Origin of the sequence: Chryseobacterium sp. LAM-KRS1, assembly GCF_013184525.1 — a bacterium.
Classification (GTDB): Bacteria; Bacteroidota; Bacteroidia; order Flavobacteriales; family Weeksellaceae; genus Chryseobacterium; species Chryseobacterium proteolyticum.
Map to the genome: position 1 here is coordinate 346,736 of NZ_JAAOIZ010000002.1, position 14,826 is coordinate 361,561.

Below are 14,826 nucleotides of genomic sequence, written 5' to 3' on the forward strand. Positions count from 1 at the left end.
TCAACCATTAATAAAAATCAATGAAAAAATATATTCTGGCAATAGCATTAGTTGCAGGAACTGCTACTGTAATCACAACTTCTGTACAATCCTGCACAAGTCTTGCGACGACTGATCTGGGATTATCCATCATTAAAAAGTTTTTATTGAACGGAATCGATAAAGGAATGAATATTTATGGCAATAAAGATGCATTTCTACAAAATAATCTGGTGGATAAAGCGTTACCAAAAGAATTAAGAGATATTAATTCGATGCTGGAGAAAATTTCCCCTTCACTGGTTGCTAAGGAAAGGGAATATGTTGCAGAAGCAGCTTCGTACACTGTAAATATTTCGAAACCAATCCTTCAGAATGCAGTTAACAGTTTGAATGCGCAGGATGTAACGAGGATTATTCAGGGAGAAAAAGGTACAGCTACTTTGATTCTGAAGGAAAAAACTTCGGATCAGCTTGTGGCAGCTATTACTCCAAAGGTTGATGAACAGCTTAACCGGTATGGTATTGTAAAAACGATTAATACAGCCTTGGCAGGAAGTAACTTACTGGGTAACTTACTGGGTGGAAACAGCAATACTGTCAATTCGGGAGGATTAAGTAAGCTGGCCTCTGAACAATTGGTTAACGGACTGTTTAATATCATTGAAGATTACGAAATAAAGAACTCCAAAGCCCTGTTAGGTCCACTTGGAAAATAGAAAAAATTTCGTTAAATTTATATATAAATTAAATTGTTAGATGGATATCATTCAAGGAAATCAACACGCGAATCCGGAAGAATTTTATAATTCTTTAAAGGAAAAACTGGAAGGTCACCACGACTTTCCGGAAGATTATTTATTTAAATTTATAATTCCTACAGATCAGGCAAAACTTACAGAAATATATAAGGTTTTTGACGGCATTAAATTTACGCTTGGAAACAGAGAAAGTAAAAATGGAAAATATACAGCCTGCAATATCAATGCTTTTGTCTTAGACGCTGATCAGGTCGTAAATATTTATAAAGAAGTTGGAAAAATAGAAGGAGTGATCCTTTTATAAAAATAAAAAAGTCAGCCGAAAGCTGACTTTTCTTATTATTTCATTCTGGTTTATTTCTCAATAAAATATTTTACATTTTCTATAGGCCTTCCCAGCATAGCGACTGAGCCTTTTATTAAGATTGGCCTTTGAATTAAAGAAGGGTTTTTAGACAATATTTCCAACCATTCCTCTTCTGAGTAATTATTCCCTGCAAATTTTTCAAGATATAATTTTTCCGTCTTTCTGATCAGATGAAAAACACTCTGGTTGAGTTTTTTTAAAACTGTTTTTAACTCTAAAATACTTAATGGGTCCTCCACAATATTGATGATCTCAAACGGCACTCCATTCTCATCAAGATACTCTAAAACAGCATTTGATTTTGAACAACTTCCATTATGTAAAACCTTAACTAACATATTTAATAATATAAACAATTAAACTTGTATGTAACAAATTTAGATAAAAACCAAGTTACATCAATCCTAAAAGATCCTAAAGTATTGTTAATTAAAACAATCCATTCAGTTCAGCTTCAATTTTTTCCAGAATAAACCCAAAATCTTCAGGTTTTTCAACGAAATCAAGATCATCTACCTCAATGACCAACAATCTACCTTCGGTATAATTGGAAATCCATTTTTCGTATTTCTGATTTAATTTTGAAAGATATTCAATACTGATCGAAGCTTCATATTCTCTTCCTCTTTTATAGATCTTTTTAACCAGATTGGGTACATCAGATTTTAAGTAGATCAACAAATCGGGGGCTGAAACAAAAGATTTCATTAAATTAAAAACATCCTGATAATTTTTAAAATCCCTGTCCGAAAGCAAGTGCATATCATTTAAATTTTCCGCAAAAATATGGGCGTCCTCATAAATGGTACGATCCTGAATGATATTCTTTCCACTTTCTCTTATTTCTTTTACCTGGCGGAACCTGCTTCCTAAAAAGTAAATCTGCAAAGCAAAACTCCATTTGCTCATATCTGCATAAAAGTCTTCCAGATAAGGATTATGGTCTACATCTTCAAATTGTGCATCCCATCCATAATGCTTGGAGAGCATCGTCGTTAATGTCGTTTTTCCAGCTCCGATATTTCCTGTAACTGCAATGTGCATATTCTATTTTCCCTTATTTATTGATGTCCATGAAAAAATTATTAAATACCAACATTCTGAACTTCTGCAGTCTCTTCAAGAAGCTTTTTCAACATAGTATCTGCAGGTTTTTCCACAGACTGGTCTTTAATAAACTTGTCCTGAACCTTTTCTAATGATTTGTCCGCTGATTCTCCAGTTTGCTCTGGTGTCTTCTGAACAGGTTTTTCTGTATTTCCAGGTTCAGGCTCAGACTCCTGTTTTGCCTGTTTAATTTTTTCAAGGTTGTAAAGATAAAGGTTGTTCGCTTTGATTTCAAAATAAGCAAGCGTGTTTTTATCCACAATTTGTGCATCAGGATCTTCAAAAATTTTCACCAACCCTTTTTCCGGAATATATTTAAGAATTGAATTATTAGTTATGATCAGAATAGACTCATTCTCCCTTCTGAATCTTTTCCCGTCTTCTATGGGAATCTCTATAAGTTTTTCAAATTTCAGACTATAGATCCTGAAATGCTTTCTTGTCAGGATATATACTTTATTTTCATAAACCAGAAGATCCATCAGATCATCAAAGCTTGCATCAAAAGGATAGGAATTTATTGTGGTATCATTTCTGAAATTGTACTGAATGAGACGTTTTGAGCTCTCATCCAAAAGCCATATCTGCTGAAGATCTTCTGCATATGCTATTTTTATAAATGCAAACTTCTGTTTGAAATCTATTCTCTGGATCTCATTGAGATTCTGATCTACAAACTTTAATTCCTGGGCATTTTCTGAAAACAAGGGAACTGAAAGTGGATTTTGAACCCCCTGGATTTTAAATGGTACCGTAAGCATCATTTTCCCAATCTGCTTTCCTAAAGAATCATATTTGGTTAAACTGAAATCTTTATTCTTATAGATATACAAATTTCCGTAATCGTCTGCAAAAAGGTCTTTTGCTTCTTTTAATTTCAAGGTATCCAGTGGCAAAGCCTTCTGCGCAGAAAGTGAGCAGAAAACAAAAGCAAATATCAGGGGTAATAATTTCAATGTTCTTTTACTAATATAATTTCCCGAAGGAATATGACCAATTTACACACTTTATTTTAATCGTGATTCAATTGTTATTATTTTAAATTATTTAATAGCAACCTCATAAATTTTTGCCCAATTTTTTCCCGTTACCAACATATTATCACCTTTAAAGGCAATTCCATTTAAAACATGCTCAGTGTTATCTCCGGAATTTTCTGCTGTCATTTGCGTAAAGTCAAATGTACCCACAACCTCTCCGTTCACAGGGTTAATTTTTAAAATGATCGGTTTATGCCAGATGTTTGAATAAATAAATCCATTGTGGTATTCCAGTTCATTAAGCTGATCATACACTTCAGCGCTTCCCGCTACAGACATTGTTTTTAATACTATAGAAGGATCATTTACATTCAGAAAATACAGGTTTTTTGAGCCATCTGTCGCTATCAGATTCTTACCATCATAGGTTAGTCCCCATCCTTCTTTCATCGCTGATGCTAAAGGAAATTCAGAAATCAGTTTCAGAGAACTTTTATCATATACAAAACCTTTTCTATTTCGGTAGGTTAACTGAAATATTTTATCTCCTGCAGTGGCACAGCCTTCGGAAAAAATATCCGCTGGTTGTTTTGTTACACTACCGGGTATGGTTCCTCCCAAGTTATATTTTAAAAGCTTAGATGATTTCTCTAAACCTACACTCTCGTACACCGTATTCCCTTCTACAGTAAATCCTTCAATAAAATTATCGGGATCATGTGGATATTCCGCTACAATCTGGTAGGACATTTTCTTTTCAGGATTTTTTGCAAAGACATTGATCGTGGCATCCTGATAAAGTATTTTTCCTCCTTTTGTTTTAACAACAAATGTTACATCATTATCCCCAAGACCAAAAAACTTTGGATTAATGGTTAAATCTGAGGTTTCTTTATCCCCGAAACTGATGGTAATCGTTTCTGCATTTTCTAAGACATCCCCTGGAATTTTCAGTTTATCATTATAATGATAGCCTTTTTGTTCCATGGAAAGATTATAGTCGTTTAAAGAATTTAAAATCTCTTTATCTTTATTACAAGACACCAATAATACAACCGCTACAAGACCGGCTATCGGATTTACTTTCATTGAGTTTCCAAATAATTTCCTCAAAAGTAGCAAAATTTATTGCTTTGTACTAATTTCATTTTGGGGATCATCATGCTGTAACGTCATTTGGAATATGGAAATTTAATTATTAAAACCTCCGTTTCTGTTTTCCATTAAAATAGCGCCCGATGGGAGCGCTATTCAAATATAATTTTAAATGAGTTGTCTGTATTACTTAATGGCAACTTCATATATTTTTGGCCAGTTCTTTCCTGTTACCAGCATATTTTCTCCTTTGAAAGCGATCCCGTTCAATACATCATCACTTCCCTTGGTATTCTGCTTGGCAATATCTGTAAAATCAAATGTTCCCACTACTTCTCCGTTTGCCGGGTTTATTTTAAGAATAATAGGTTTCTGCCACACGTTAGCATAAATAAAACCATTGTGGTATTCTAATTCATTTAACTGATCATAAGCCTGTGAGCTTCCTGCTACAGCTATATATTTAACCAATTTTGAAGGATCTTTCGGATCAAGGAAATACAACAATTTACTTCCATCGGAAGCAATCAGGTTTTGTCCGTCATATGTCAGTCCCCATCCTTCTCCTAATACGTTCGGATAAGCAAATTCAGATAAAAGCTTCAATGAACTTTTATCGTAGATATATCCTTTTTTGCTTTGCCATGTCAATTGGTATACTTTATCTCCTACAATCGTACTTCCTTCGGAGAAGTCCTCCTGAGCCTGCTTTGTTGAAGCTAAAGGAGTTGTTGTCCCCAGAGTGTACTTCAGGATTTGTGAAGACCCGTTTTGCCCATCACTTTCATAGATCGTGTTTCCTTCGATCTGAAATCCCTGCACAAAGTTGGCTGGATTATGCGGATACTCTGCAACGATTTCATAAGAGATCTTTTTTTCAGGATTTTTTGCAAAAACATTGATCGTAGCATCCTGATTTAATGTTTCTCCTCCTTTTGTTTTAATATTAAAAGTAACGGCATTATCTCCTAATGTGAAAAATTTAGGATCAATCACAAGGTTTGAGGTCTCCTTATCTCCAAAACTGATGGTTACACTTTCCGCATTATCTGCAACATCTTTCGGAAGTTCAAGTTTATCTCCGAAGTGATATCCTTTGCTTTCCATTGAATTGTTATAATCACTTAAACTATTCAATATTTTTTTATCATTGTTACAAGACGCCAGCATCAAAATCGCCGCAAAACCAACTATTATATTTTTTTTCATTGAATTTCTAAATATTTCCCCAAAAATAGCAAATTTTATTCCGTTCTGCCAATTTGATTGGCGGGTTGACCAAATTGTAATATGTACCCATTGTTATCATAAATAGCAAATTCCCGCATGTCCCATTCAAAGGTTTCTATTTCGTAGCAAACTTCAGCCTTGTCTTTTAATTCTTCCCATAAATCATCTACACTGTCGACGTTAAAGTAAAATGAGCCGGTAAATCCTATTCCATTGAATTTTTCATGATCGTTAGGCTTCGAGAGCATTACCTCAACGTCATCTTTACGGATCGTTGCCCATTCCCATTCATCATTCCTTTCTACCAGGTTAAACCCAAGGATATGAAGATAAAAGCCAAGGGTTTCATCAAGATTTTGTGTCCAGAGTATGGGACGGAGAGAAGTATATTTTATCATATTTTTAATTTATAAAGCAAAACGCAAAGACACTCAATCTGCGTCTTTGCGTTTTTGTTATTTATTTTCCAGATAGGATTTCAGACTTTCTCCAACGATCACATTCCATCCCTTTGTAAAGTTTTCTTTTGAAAATCCCTCTCCCAGGTTTTTAAAGAGATCCGTGTTTTCATGAGTCAGCGTTATCATTGTTCCTCCATCTTCCGGCTGAAGTTCCCAGATCACTGTAGTTTCAGCATCGGAAAACTCGGGATATGACCATGTATGTTTGAGTCGTTCATTGATGGTAAAATCCAAAATACTTCCCTGATGGTGGTATTTTTTTTCATTTCCGGGTTCATAGAAATTAAACTGTTTTCCTATTTCCAATTCAAAATCAGAGATATCAAAATACCAGGATTTCATCTGATCTTTATCCGTTAATGCCATCCAGACCTTATCAGGTGAAGCATCCACTTTCTGTTGAACAATAATAGGTGTACTCATGTTATTTTTTTATTTCTCAAATCTATCCGTGGGTAAACCCGGTAATTTTAGCTTCATCAAAATCCAGCTGCATTTCAATCGTCCGCATCACATGATCATCAAATATCTTTTCCCGTTTCATACGGTGCAATTCATTTCGCTGCGCCTGTATTACCTGTCTTAAAACATCCTTATTCTCGTTCATTGCAGAAACGTAATCTCCTGTAGAAGCCATACATTGGGCTTTATCTGCCATCATCATCATTTCATTTTCCAGTTTATGTTTCTGATGACGTACAAGACTGTTTCTTTCTGCAAGATCTGAGAAATCAGTATCCAGTTTTTGCAAAGCGGTTTCTTTTAATTTTCTCATTAAAATAACCTCCTGCTTTTCTTCAGGTATTTCACTTCCTGCATCACTTATTTTCAATAATTTTAAAATAGGAGACAACAAAAGCCCCTGCCCCACTAAAGTAATTAAAATAATAACGAAAGTTACGAATAAAATAATATTACGATGTGGGAACGCATCTCCGTTAGGTAAAAATGCAGGGATTGACAATGCTGCAGCTAAGGAAACAACTCCCCTCATTGCTGCAAAGCTGATGATAAAGGGCTCTCTCCAATCCGGTTTGGGGACTTTCAGCCTCAGTTCCTTTGAACAAAGTCTTGGGAAATACATTAATGCGTAACTGTAGATAATTCTTGTCAGAATAATGGCACCACCGATCACCACACTATAGAAGATTCCTTCAGAGATGGTATAATCTTGCATTGCAGCAACTACTATGGGTAATTCAAGACCGATGAGGATGAAAATGATGGTATTCATCAAAAAGATAAGAACACTCCATACGTTACCCGATTGAATTCTCGAAGTATGGCTCAGATAACAATGAGAATTATAAGACATCAGTAAACCTCCGGCTACCACAGATAATACTCCTGAAAAATGAAAATGTTCAGCACCAACATACATGATGTATGGGACAATAAGCGTGATGATAGTGTCTATATTGGAATTGGAAGGAATGATACGAAGTAGAGCTCCGAACAGGAAACCTACTGCAATTCCTATCGCAATCCCTCCAATAGCCATAATGAAGAAATCCTGGACAGCATCTCTAAAGATAAATTGCCCCGAAATAACGGCCGCTAAAGCAAACTTAAATACGATCAAACTCGATGCGTCATTAATCAGGCTTTCTCCCTCAAGAATACTCGTAATCTTCTTCGGGATCTTCATATTTCTGAGTACCGATGTAGCTGCCACAGCATCTGGTGGAGAATTTACTCCTCCCAACAGGAATCCCATCGCAACAGTAAGTCCCGGAATGATTGATGATGATAGATACGCCACTACTATTGAAGTAAGGAATACCAGCCCAAAAGCCATCGAAAAAATCTGCTTTCTCCATTTATGGAAGTCCTGCCATGAGGTAAACCAGGCGGCTTCAAATAAAATAGGAGGAAGAAAAATAAGAAAAACCAGATCCGGTTCTATTTCAATGTGAGGCATACCCGGAATAAAGCTTATCAATAAGCCTGCTATAACAAGGAAAATAGGATACGCTACTTTCAGCTTTTGCCCGATCATTACTAATATCATCACAGACAGCAATACTGCGATTGATATTATTACGTAATTGTGAATCATTTATTTATGATTTTATTTAATTAATATTAGGTTAGAAATCTAAATAAATTCTTTTGTCATTGTGTTTTTTATTTCCTACAGAACAATATTATTCTTCGGACTTATTGGTAAAGGAAGGTCATGTTCATCCAGCATATCTCTCATATCGATCTCAATTGTCCGGCTGATCTGTGTGATAGGAACATCATTAGGACTTCCTTCAAAAGGATTTACAGAAGCCTCTCCCACACTATCCAGTGTATGAAAGCACCAGGTTACCAAAAGTGAAAACGGAATATTAAACCATATGGTAAACCCTTCTAATAAAGTTCCCTCTCCCAGTTTATCAAATTCTTTCAACAATCCGAAAGGAACAAAAACAATAAACAGCAACAACAGGTAAGTAGTAATAGATGAAAAATTCCTGGGATATGGGAAGTTTTTTATTCTTTCAGCTTTTCCCTGGTCATCGGTGAATTTTACCAGTTGCTGGTTGATTTGTGTCCATTGAAAATCATTAATCTCTCCTTTTGCATAAGCTTCCGACAGTTCTTTGCTTTGGGCAGCCATCAATTGTGTAGCCCTGTTCTTTTTACTGAGAATATAGTGAAGTTCACTTTCAGAAAGATAAAGTTTCAGTTCTTCATCCAGCTTGGAAAGCCTTTCCGGAATGTCATATTTTTTTGAGTATTCGTCAAACTGTACCGTATTCATATTCTCCCATGCCCTTGGCTCTCTTAGTTGAAAACGTAATGCCGTTAACCATGCATAATGCCGTGAGAACATTTCTTTTACTTTAGCAGGATCTTTAGCAGAGAGCGAATCCCTGAGAATATATCCAAAACTCCGGCTGTTGTTAATAATAGAACCATAAATCTGCCTTGCTTCCCACAGCCTGCTGTAACTTGCATTATTTTTAAAACCTACAATGAAAGCTACCGCTGTTCCCATTATTGCAATGGGCTGCCAGGGAAATGAAACGAATGTTAAACCGAAATGATAAAGTACCGTAGGAATTGCTGCTAAAACGGCAAGGACATAGATACTTCTCCTTGTCCACATAGCAAATTCACGGGCTCCAAATCTTTTTCCTGAGTGCATAAATGTGTTTTTACTTTTTGTTAAATGGTATGTTGTTATAAAATCCGATCTGAATCTGTCCCCTGTTTCTATTCTCCTGGAGCTGATTCATATACCCTGCTTCGATCCTTAAATTCTTACTGATCACATATCCCAACGCTCCGTACACTCTGTTCCTGTCAAATACCGGGCTGTCAAAGTGAAGAAAAACTTCATTATAGAGAGAAGCATAAAAAGTTTTCGGAAGCATTTCTTTATTATTGATCGGAATATTTAGCCCCAGGAAATAACGAAACCTCATTCTGAAATCCTCTTCAAGAAAGCGTTCTTCCAAACGGTAACGATGCTGAAGATAAAATCTTCCAAATTGTTGTTTGGTTATAAATTGCTGGAAAATCCTGTGTTCAATATTTTCTTTTTTCTCGCCGTTTACATAGGGCTGACTTAAAATAAATCCGTATCCTAATAAAACATTATTGTTATTTTCCGACAGATCGTATCCGATCCCTGTACGGATTAAAAGCTGCTCAAGATCTCCAACCGCATCAAAGTTACGATACTGAATTTCATTGTGCCAGTTCCATTTTTTATTGATTTTATTATTCCCGAAATACATATACCAGGCCCCCAAATCATTTTTCTGAGCAAATGAAAGTGTTGTTGCTAAAATAAAAATGACGAGGGATACCGACCTTATAATCTCCATACTAATCTTCTATGTTTATATTTTATTAATTAATTAGCCTGACCTATTTCCAACTTGTCAAACTTTCCGTCACTGTTGATATTAAATTTAAAAAAAGTTCTGAAATCACCCCAGCTTTCTGTGTGAAACCGTCCATAGATGGTTTTACCTTCATTTTCAATAGTATCAATCGAAGTAAATTTCTCGTGTCCACAAGCATCTTTTACGAATTTCTTAAAATCCCTTGGATTACCATCGTCATATAATTTAGCATCTGCAGTAAAAAAAGAAGTAAAAGTTTCCGCATCACCTTTTTGCCATGCATCAAAAGCCTTTTTTACCGTTTCATTCAATTTTGTTGTATCCATATCATTTTTTGTCTGTTGTTGAGTAGGGGTTGTTTTAACATCATTTTTCTGGGCACATGCGCAATACATGGAAAATACCGTCAGTAAATAAATAATTTTTTTCATGAGAATTTAAAGGGATAATTTAAGAAAATAATAAGAAGATTCAAACCCATGAACGGAAGCTCTATCAAAGCACCTTTTATATCCCCGTGAAAAAGCTCTAGTCCCATAATAAGCAAGATCGTTCCCGTCATTAAAAAATTCCCCCAGAAAAAAGTCTGTGGAATTACGATCAACACTGCACTGATTATGGTAATTATCCCCAAAACCATGACAGCGGTATTGTTCATTCCTATCCTGCCAAGCATCTGTAGCATTTCAGGTTTCCCGGAAACCATTGCTATCCCTTGTTTAAAGCCCATATACACTGCAAAAACAATCAATGCAATGGTGAGTATTTTTAAAATCATATGTTGTGTTTTTAATTGTTAAAGTTTGTTGAGAAGGAAACTGATTTATCCTGATGGCACTTATTTTACCGCCAATATATCATAATTGTTAAATTCATCATCTTTTGTTTAATGGGTTTAAAGTTATGAATTCCTTATTTAATCTTCCGAAAAAGTGCTCTTTGTAAAATTAAAAAAACAGGAATGCAAATGTATAATAAAATGAAAACCGACAGGAATTCCTGCCGGTTCTTTTTAACTATATTTCGTATACAAAAAACGAATGTTACGGATGTACCTGAGCTTTAGCCGGATCATCATAATTTACCATCCAGTTGATTCCGAATTTATCTGTAAACATACCAAAATAAGCACCCCAGAAAGTATCTGCAAGTGCCATTGTCACCTGTCCTCCTTCTGAAAGTCCGTTGAATAATTTTGTAGCTTCTTCTTTTGACTCTGCATTAATGGAAACAGAAATATTATTTCCTGCCACAAAATGAGATGCCCACTCTCCGCCGGTGTCACTTCCCATTAAGACTGTTTCTTTAGAAATGGGTAAAGAAACATGCATGATCTTATCTTTATCTTCTTCCGGAGTTTCTTTTCCTTCCATTGGTGGCATTTCTCCAAAAGTTCCGATATAAGGATATTCGCCGCCAAAAACAGATTTATAGAAATCAAATGCTTCCCTGCAGTTCCCATTGAATGTAAGATAAACGTTTACTGTTGCCATAAAGTATTTTTTAAAATTGAGTTTGTCTGATGTTTTAAGGCTTTTCGGAAATTCTTTTCAACATGGAAAGCCCTTGCTCATAGTCTTTTCCAATGGCACCATCCATATTCATAAACAGCTTCATTATGGTAAAAGGGTATGGAATTTGGGAGGTGAACCCCCAGGTCACCTTGCTTGCGTTTCCTTCATGAGCCACTATAACATAAGTATCTGCTTCACTTTCGTAAGGAGTCATGAATTTAATTGAAGTATCTATTCTTTTTAGGGAAGGATCTACTTTTTTTATTTCCTGGCACCCTTTTCCTGCTTTATCATTTTTACTGCTCCAGCACATTTTTTCGCCCGGTTGTCCTTCGGTTCCGGTCCATTCCTTTTTCATTCCCGCATCCAGCCTGTTCCATGGACTCCAGAGATCCATTGCTTTTAAAGTGTTGGTGTTCTGCCATACTTTTTCTACAGGAGCATTAATTATTATGGTTTTTTCATATTTGAAATCCCCGGAAATCAAGGCGGCTATTACCAACCAAACTATCAGTATTGCGGCCAATACGATCATGGTCCATTTTAAAATCTTCATAGGTATTTCTATCTGTGCTGGTCTATTAAAATCATATTCCCATCGGGATCTTTTAGGAAGATATGCTCCGGTCCTGAGGTGGTTTCATCAGCCTCTTTTTCCAGATGAATATTATTTTCTTTTAAATGTTTCTGAATCTCACGCACGTCATCGAAAGATTCCAGATTCTCTGCATTTTCATCCCACCCCGGATTGAAGGTAAGCATATTCCCGTCAAACATAGCCTGAAATAATCCGATCAATGTACTTCCGTTTTTCATGATCAGATAGTTTTGGTCCATGTTTCCTCCCATAGCACTAAATCCCAGCTTTTCATAAAAGTATTTAGACTTTTGAAGATCTTTTACACTTAAACTGAGCGAGAATACTCCTAGCTTCATATTTCTTATTTATTTTATTAACAAGTTTTATCTTCAGTTTTACTGATTGGTTATATGGGTTTTGAAGTCCATTGTTCCATCATAGCTTTTCCAGTCACCAATGAATTCGATATAAGGGGACTCAATTTTCTCAGTCACTTTATTCCACTTAAAAGTATAAACAAATTTACCTTTGAAAATACCGGAATGTTTGCCTTTATTCTCCTCTGCCAGTTCGTATTCACCATACACAGTTCCTTTTCTTTTCGTGTCCTTATACTTTGTAATCGTCAGATTTCCTTCAAATTTAGAATAGGTTTTATCCACTAAAGAATATCCGGAAACAAAATATTCCTGATCATTTTTTCTGTTTTGTTCTGAAATATTAATCTTGAGCTTTATAGCCTGTTTATCATTTCCGATGGTTCCGGAGTATGCTTTACTGTTATTGAGCCATACATTTGAAATATTAGGCATCTGAGCAAAACCAAAACCGGAAATAAGAATGAGGAGTAGTACAAGTTTTTTCATATTGTTTTTTGTTTTTGATTGAGTATTACGTAAGCAATATCAATAAAAGGAAATTCTGTGACAGCGTAAGGAAGGCCAATATTTCCTTGAGTAATTTTAACCCGTCATACAGGTTCTAACTCATCCGAAGTTATACTCCGAACTGAGCCAGGTGGTGATTTAAATGTTTCGCAAACATATTGCTCCACTCATGGGATTTTAGTTTACCAAATGAGAATGATTCTTTTCCATCGAAGGCTTCAGCTCCCAGTTGTTGCGTTTTTTGGATAAATCCTATCAGCCTCTTTTTTTCTTCTTCAAAATCCCTTCTTCCCACAATCATAAACTGGGGTGCAGTAGGAGAATCTCTGGGATAGGCTTTTTCACTAACGACTTTAGGTTTCACAAAATTTTTCAGGATAAATTTTGCTATAGCTCCGGGCTTTTTATGCTTCTCCGGTTCATACACCATCTCATAGGAAACGCAACAGTGAGCCAGCATCTGATCCACCATCATTTTTCCCCAAATACCGTGAGTATCTTCAATAAGATTATTGATCCTATTGATGTAATTCTGAGCAACTTTTGCATCAAATACGTTTTCCATTGTTTGTTAATTGTTCGGAAAACAAATATATCAGTTTTTTCTGATGATTTTATATCCTTTTTTAAAAACCGTAAAAACCCGGGCGATGATATATGGATACCGGGTCTGAGGTATAAGTTACGGGGTTACAAAGTACGTGGTATGGATTAAGTTTGGGATGCAATTGATGCGATGAACTTATCTGGTCAATTTATATTTTGCTTAAAAATTTATCCGATTTCTTCGAAGGAATCTTCTTCTTTTGGATTCTCAGGTTTTACGTACCTGAATACCAGCCATAATTTGATCTTCAGGGCAATCCACCCTAAAAAAGCATAGACAAGTAAAAGAATTACCAAGTGCCTTAAATAGGGAAATGTAAGTTCTACCGATCCTTTTTGAATCAATAATATTTTGAAAGCCTGTAAGAATGGGGTTAAAGGAATAATATTCGCAATAAACTGTACAAAAGCAGGCATTGCATTCAATGGCCAGGTGAATCCGCTGATAATAAACGCAGGTGAAGCAATAACCATCAGAATTTGAGTTGCCTTCAAGGCATCCGGAATCAGGATACTGATAAAAACACCTAAGAAAGATGCTGAACTCACAAAAACAGAGGTCAGAACTATAAAATTAAAAATCCCCTGAGGCATAGGTACTTTAAAAATCATGTGCATGAAATAATACATTCCCACGATCAGTATAGAAAACATCCAGATCGGTATCACTTTGATCAGCATTGTAGGAAATGCCCATTTCCTCATTCCATAATATTCTTTCACGAAGGTTCCTCCCTGAAATTCTGCAGCAAAACTTACGGCCATAGCCAGCAATATCACCTGTTGTAAAACTACAGCCAACATGGCCGGCCACATGAAAATAAGGTAATTGCTGGTTGTATTGAAAAGGGTGATATAATTGGTTTTAAAGGGTTCAAACTGGGTAGCTGCCCTTGTTGCCGGCATTCCGGCTTTCTGAAGGGCCTTTATCGATGCTCCCGCAGAGAAAGTTCCAATCGTCAGCTGAAGTGCTTTTGTGGCAAAATTTGCTGTAAGAACGTTTCCCGTATTAATGTAAACATTGACTTCCGGATATTTTTTTTGCAGCATTCCAGCTTCAAATTTGGAAGGAATGATTACTACGGCTGCCGCGTCATTTTTAATGACCTCATCTTTTATGCTTAATGGTTCCTGAACATACTTCAAAACCCGAATCCCTTTATTGTCCTGCAACATTTCCACCAGCTGATTCGACAACGGAGTATTGTCTCTGTCGATAACAATAACCGGTGTATGCTCTACTTTTCCGCTTTTGTATACAAACCCCAGCAATGTGGCATAGAATAGCGGTGCCACAAAGAATACGGTTCTTAAGGTGGAGTTTTTAATGAACATCTTAAACTCGCGCTTTAAAAGACGGAAAAATTCTTTCATTGTTTATATCTGTTTAAACAGCCTTATGGAATTTCAAAAA

The 14,826-nt window shown here is 35.9% G+C and carries 20 protein-coding genes; 2 read left to right on the plus strand and 18 right to left on the minus strand.

Annotated elements, in window-relative coordinates; translation table 11 throughout:
- Positions 1–20 precede the first annotated feature (20 nt).
- On the plus strand, positions 21–698 hold the full coding sequence (locus G9C87_RS05500; RefSeq protein ID WP_172278955.1) for a DUF4197 family protein: 678 nt from the start codon (positions 21–23) through the stop codon (positions 696–698).
- Positions 699–738: 40 nt separating this feature from the next.
- Positions 739–1,044, plus strand: coding sequence for a DUF493 family protein (locus tag G9C87_RS05505; RefSeq protein WP_172278957.1), 306 nt, complete (start codon positions 739–741; stop codon positions 1,042–1,044).
- Positions 1,045–1,094: 50 nt separating this feature from the next.
- On the opposite strand, the gene G9C87_RS05510 is transcribed toward G9C87_RS05505, so the two are convergent.
- The 18 genes from G9C87_RS05510 to G9C87_RS05595 form a co-directional block, all read right to left on the minus strand.
- Positions 1,095–1,445, minus strand: coding sequence for an ArsC/Spx/MgsR family protein (locus G9C87_RS05510; RefSeq protein ID WP_172278959.1), 351 nt, complete (start codon positions 1,443–1,445; stop codon positions 1,095–1,097).
- Positions 1,446–1,536: 91 nt separating this feature from the next.
- Positions 1,537–2,151 (minus strand): deoxynucleoside kinase, encoded by a 615-nt coding sequence (locus G9C87_RS05515; RefSeq protein ID WP_172278961.1) that lies wholly within the window; start codon positions 2,149–2,151, stop codon positions 1,537–1,539.
- A 41-nt stretch (positions 2,152–2,192) separates the two neighbouring features.
- A complete protein-coding gene (locus G9C87_RS05520) occupies positions 2,193–3,170 on the minus strand; it encodes a hypothetical protein (RefSeq protein WP_172278963.1) in 978 nt (325 codons plus the stop codon).
- A gap of 87 nt (positions 3,171–3,257) precedes the next feature.
- Positions 3,258–4,283 (minus strand): glutaminyl-peptide cyclotransferase, encoded by a 1,026-nt coding sequence (locus G9C87_RS05525; protein WP_172279693.1) that lies wholly within the window; start codon positions 4,281–4,283, stop codon positions 3,258–3,260.
- Between the two features lie 192 nt (positions 4,284–4,475).
- The gene (locus G9C87_RS05530) at positions 4,476–5,498 is read right to left on the minus strand and encodes a glutaminyl-peptide cyclotransferase (RefSeq protein ID WP_172278965.1); all 1,023 of its coding nucleotides are present in this window, start codon (positions 5,496–5,498) and stop codon (positions 4,476–4,478) included.
- A gap of 35 nt (positions 5,499–5,533) precedes the next feature.
- A complete protein-coding gene (locus G9C87_RS05535; protein ID WP_172278967.1) occupies positions 5,534–5,917 on the minus strand; it encodes a VOC family protein in 384 nt (127 codons plus the stop codon).
- Positions 5,918–5,974: 57 nt separating this feature from the next.
- Complete coding sequence (locus G9C87_RS05540) at positions 5,975–6,403, minus strand: SRPBCC family protein (protein ID WP_172278969.1); 429 nt, start codon at positions 6,401–6,403, stop codon at positions 5,975–5,977.
- Between the two features lie 22 nt (positions 6,404–6,425).
- Positions 6,426–8,039, minus strand: a complete 1,614-nt coding sequence (locus G9C87_RS05545) for a Na+/H+ antiporter (RefSeq protein ID WP_172278971.1) — start codon at positions 8,037–8,039, stop codon at positions 6,426–6,428.
- 75 nt (positions 8,040–8,114) lie between these two features.
- Positions 8,115–9,119 (minus strand): bestrophin family protein, encoded by a 1,005-nt coding sequence (locus G9C87_RS05550; RefSeq protein WP_172278973.1) that lies wholly within the window; start codon positions 9,117–9,119, stop codon positions 8,115–8,117.
- Positions 9,120–9,129: 10 nt separating this feature from the next.
- On the minus strand, positions 9,130–9,804 hold the full coding sequence (locus G9C87_RS05555; RefSeq protein WP_172278975.1) for a DUF2490 domain-containing protein: 675 nt from the start codon (positions 9,802–9,804) through the stop codon (positions 9,130–9,132).
- A gap of 29 nt (positions 9,805–9,833) precedes the next feature.
- A complete protein-coding gene (locus G9C87_RS05560) occupies positions 9,834–10,256 on the minus strand; it encodes a nuclear transport factor 2 family protein (RefSeq protein WP_228456957.1) in 423 nt (140 codons plus the stop codon).
- Positions 10,253–10,603 (minus strand): DoxX family protein, encoded by a 351-nt coding sequence (locus tag G9C87_RS05565; protein ID WP_172278977.1) that lies wholly within the window; start codon positions 10,601–10,603, stop codon positions 10,253–10,255. Before G9C87_RS05565 ends, G9C87_RS05560 begins: the two co-directional genes overlap by 4 nt.
- A gap of 265 nt (positions 10,604–10,868) precedes the next feature.
- Positions 10,869–11,318 carry a VOC family protein gene (locus tag G9C87_RS05570; RefSeq protein WP_172278979.1) on the minus strand — a complete coding sequence of 150 codons (450 nt, stop codon included), beginning with the start codon at positions 11,316–11,318 and terminating at the stop codon, positions 10,869–10,871.
- A gap of 34 nt (positions 11,319–11,352) precedes the next feature.
- Positions 11,353–11,895, minus strand: a complete 543-nt coding sequence (locus G9C87_RS05575) for an SRPBCC family protein (protein ID WP_172278981.1) — start codon at positions 11,893–11,895, stop codon at positions 11,353–11,355.
- An 8-nt stretch (positions 11,896–11,903) separates the two neighbouring features.
- Positions 11,904–12,275, minus strand: coding sequence for a VOC family protein (locus G9C87_RS05580; RefSeq protein ID WP_172278983.1), 372 nt, complete (start codon positions 12,273–12,275; stop codon positions 11,904–11,906).
- A 39-nt stretch (positions 12,276–12,314) separates the two neighbouring features.
- Complete coding sequence (locus G9C87_RS05585; RefSeq protein WP_172278985.1) at positions 12,315–12,785, minus strand: hypothetical protein; 471 nt, start codon at positions 12,783–12,785, stop codon at positions 12,315–12,317.
- A 130-nt stretch (positions 12,786–12,915) separates the two neighbouring features.
- Positions 12,916–13,371: a DUF1569 domain-containing protein gene (locus tag G9C87_RS05590; RefSeq protein WP_172278987.1), complete on the minus strand. Its 456-nt coding sequence runs from the start codon at positions 13,369–13,371 to the stop codon at positions 12,916–12,918.
- A gap of 209 nt (positions 13,372–13,580) precedes the next feature.
- Positions 13,581–14,786: an ABC transporter permease gene (locus G9C87_RS05595; RefSeq protein WP_172278989.1), complete on the minus strand. Its 1,206-nt coding sequence runs from the start codon at positions 14,784–14,786 to the stop codon at positions 13,581–13,583.
- Between the last annotated feature and the right edge of the window lie 40 nt (positions 14,787–14,826).

What these genes read in the sequence shown, in the direction of transcription:
- G9C87_RS05580 (WP_172278983.1), bottom strand. Translation starts at nt 12,275, where the DNA reads ATGAAGCTAGGAGTATTCTCGCTCAGTTTAAGTGTAAAAGATCTTCAA.
- G9C87_RS05535 (WP_172278967.1), bottom strand. Translation starts at nt 5,917, where the DNA reads ATGATAAAATATACTTCTCTCCGTCCCATACTCTGGACACAAAATCTT.
- G9C87_RS05595 (WP_172278989.1), bottom strand. Translation starts at nt 14,786, where the DNA reads ATGAAAGAATTTTTCCGTCTTTTAAAGCGCGAGTTTAAGATGTTCATT.
- G9C87_RS05585 (WP_172278985.1), bottom strand. Translation starts at nt 12,785, where the DNA reads ATGAAAAAACTTGTACTACTCCTCATTCTTATTTCCGGTTTTGGTTTT.
- G9C87_RS05550 (WP_172278973.1), bottom strand. Translation starts at nt 9,119, where the DNA reads ATGCACTCAGGAAAAAGATTTGGAGCCCGTGAATTTGCTATGTGGACA.
- G9C87_RS05555 (WP_172278975.1), bottom strand. Translation starts at nt 9,804, where the DNA reads ATGGAGATTATAAGGTCGGTATCCCTCGTCATTTTTATTTTAGCAACA.
- G9C87_RS05505 (WP_172278957.1), top strand. Translation starts at nt 739, where the DNA reads ATGGATATCATTCAAGGAAATCAACACGCGAATCCGGAAGAATTTTAT.
- G9C87_RS05530 (WP_172278965.1), bottom strand. Translation starts at nt 5,498, where the DNA reads ATGAAAAAAAATATAATAGTTGGTTTTGCGGCGATTTTGATGCTGGCG.
- G9C87_RS05500 (WP_172278955.1), top strand. Translation starts at nt 21, where the DNA reads ATGAAAAAATATATTCTGGCAATAGCATTAGTTGCAGGAACTGCTACT.
- G9C87_RS05525 (WP_172279693.1), bottom strand. Translation starts at nt 4,283, where the DNA reads ATGAAAGTAAATCCGATAGCCGGTCTTGTAGCGGTTGTATTATTGGTG.
- G9C87_RS05570 (WP_172278979.1), bottom strand. Translation starts at nt 11,318, where the DNA reads ATGGCAACAGTAAACGTTTATCTTACATTCAATGGGAACTGCAGGGAA.
- G9C87_RS05540 (WP_172278969.1), bottom strand. Translation starts at nt 6,403, where the DNA reads ATGAGTACACCTATTATTGTTCAACAGAAAGTGGATGCTTCACCTGAT.
- G9C87_RS05515 (WP_172278961.1), bottom strand. Translation starts at nt 2,151, where the DNA reads ATGCACATTGCAGTTACAGGAAATATCGGAGCTGGAAAAACGACATTA.
- G9C87_RS05565 (WP_172278977.1), bottom strand. Translation starts at nt 10,603, where the DNA reads ATGATTTTAAAAATACTCACCATTGCATTGATTGTTTTTGCAGTGTAT.
- G9C87_RS05510 (WP_172278959.1), bottom strand. Translation starts at nt 1,445, where the DNA reads ATGTTAGTTAAGGTTTTACATAATGGAAGTTGTTCAAAATCAAATGCT.
- G9C87_RS05560 (WP_228456957.1), bottom strand. Translation starts at nt 10,256, where the DNA reads ATGAAAAAAATTATTTATTTACTGACGGTATTTTCCATGTATTGCGCA.
- G9C87_RS05575 (WP_172278981.1), bottom strand. Translation starts at nt 11,895, where the DNA reads ATGAAGATTTTAAAATGGACCATGATCGTATTGGCCGCAATACTGATA.
- G9C87_RS05590 (WP_172278987.1), bottom strand. Translation starts at nt 13,371, where the DNA reads ATGGAAAACGTATTTGATGCAAAAGTTGCTCAGAATTACATCAATAGG.
- G9C87_RS05545 (WP_172278971.1), bottom strand. Translation starts at nt 8,039, where the DNA reads ATGATTCACAATTACGTAATAATATCAATCGCAGTATTGCTGTCTGTG.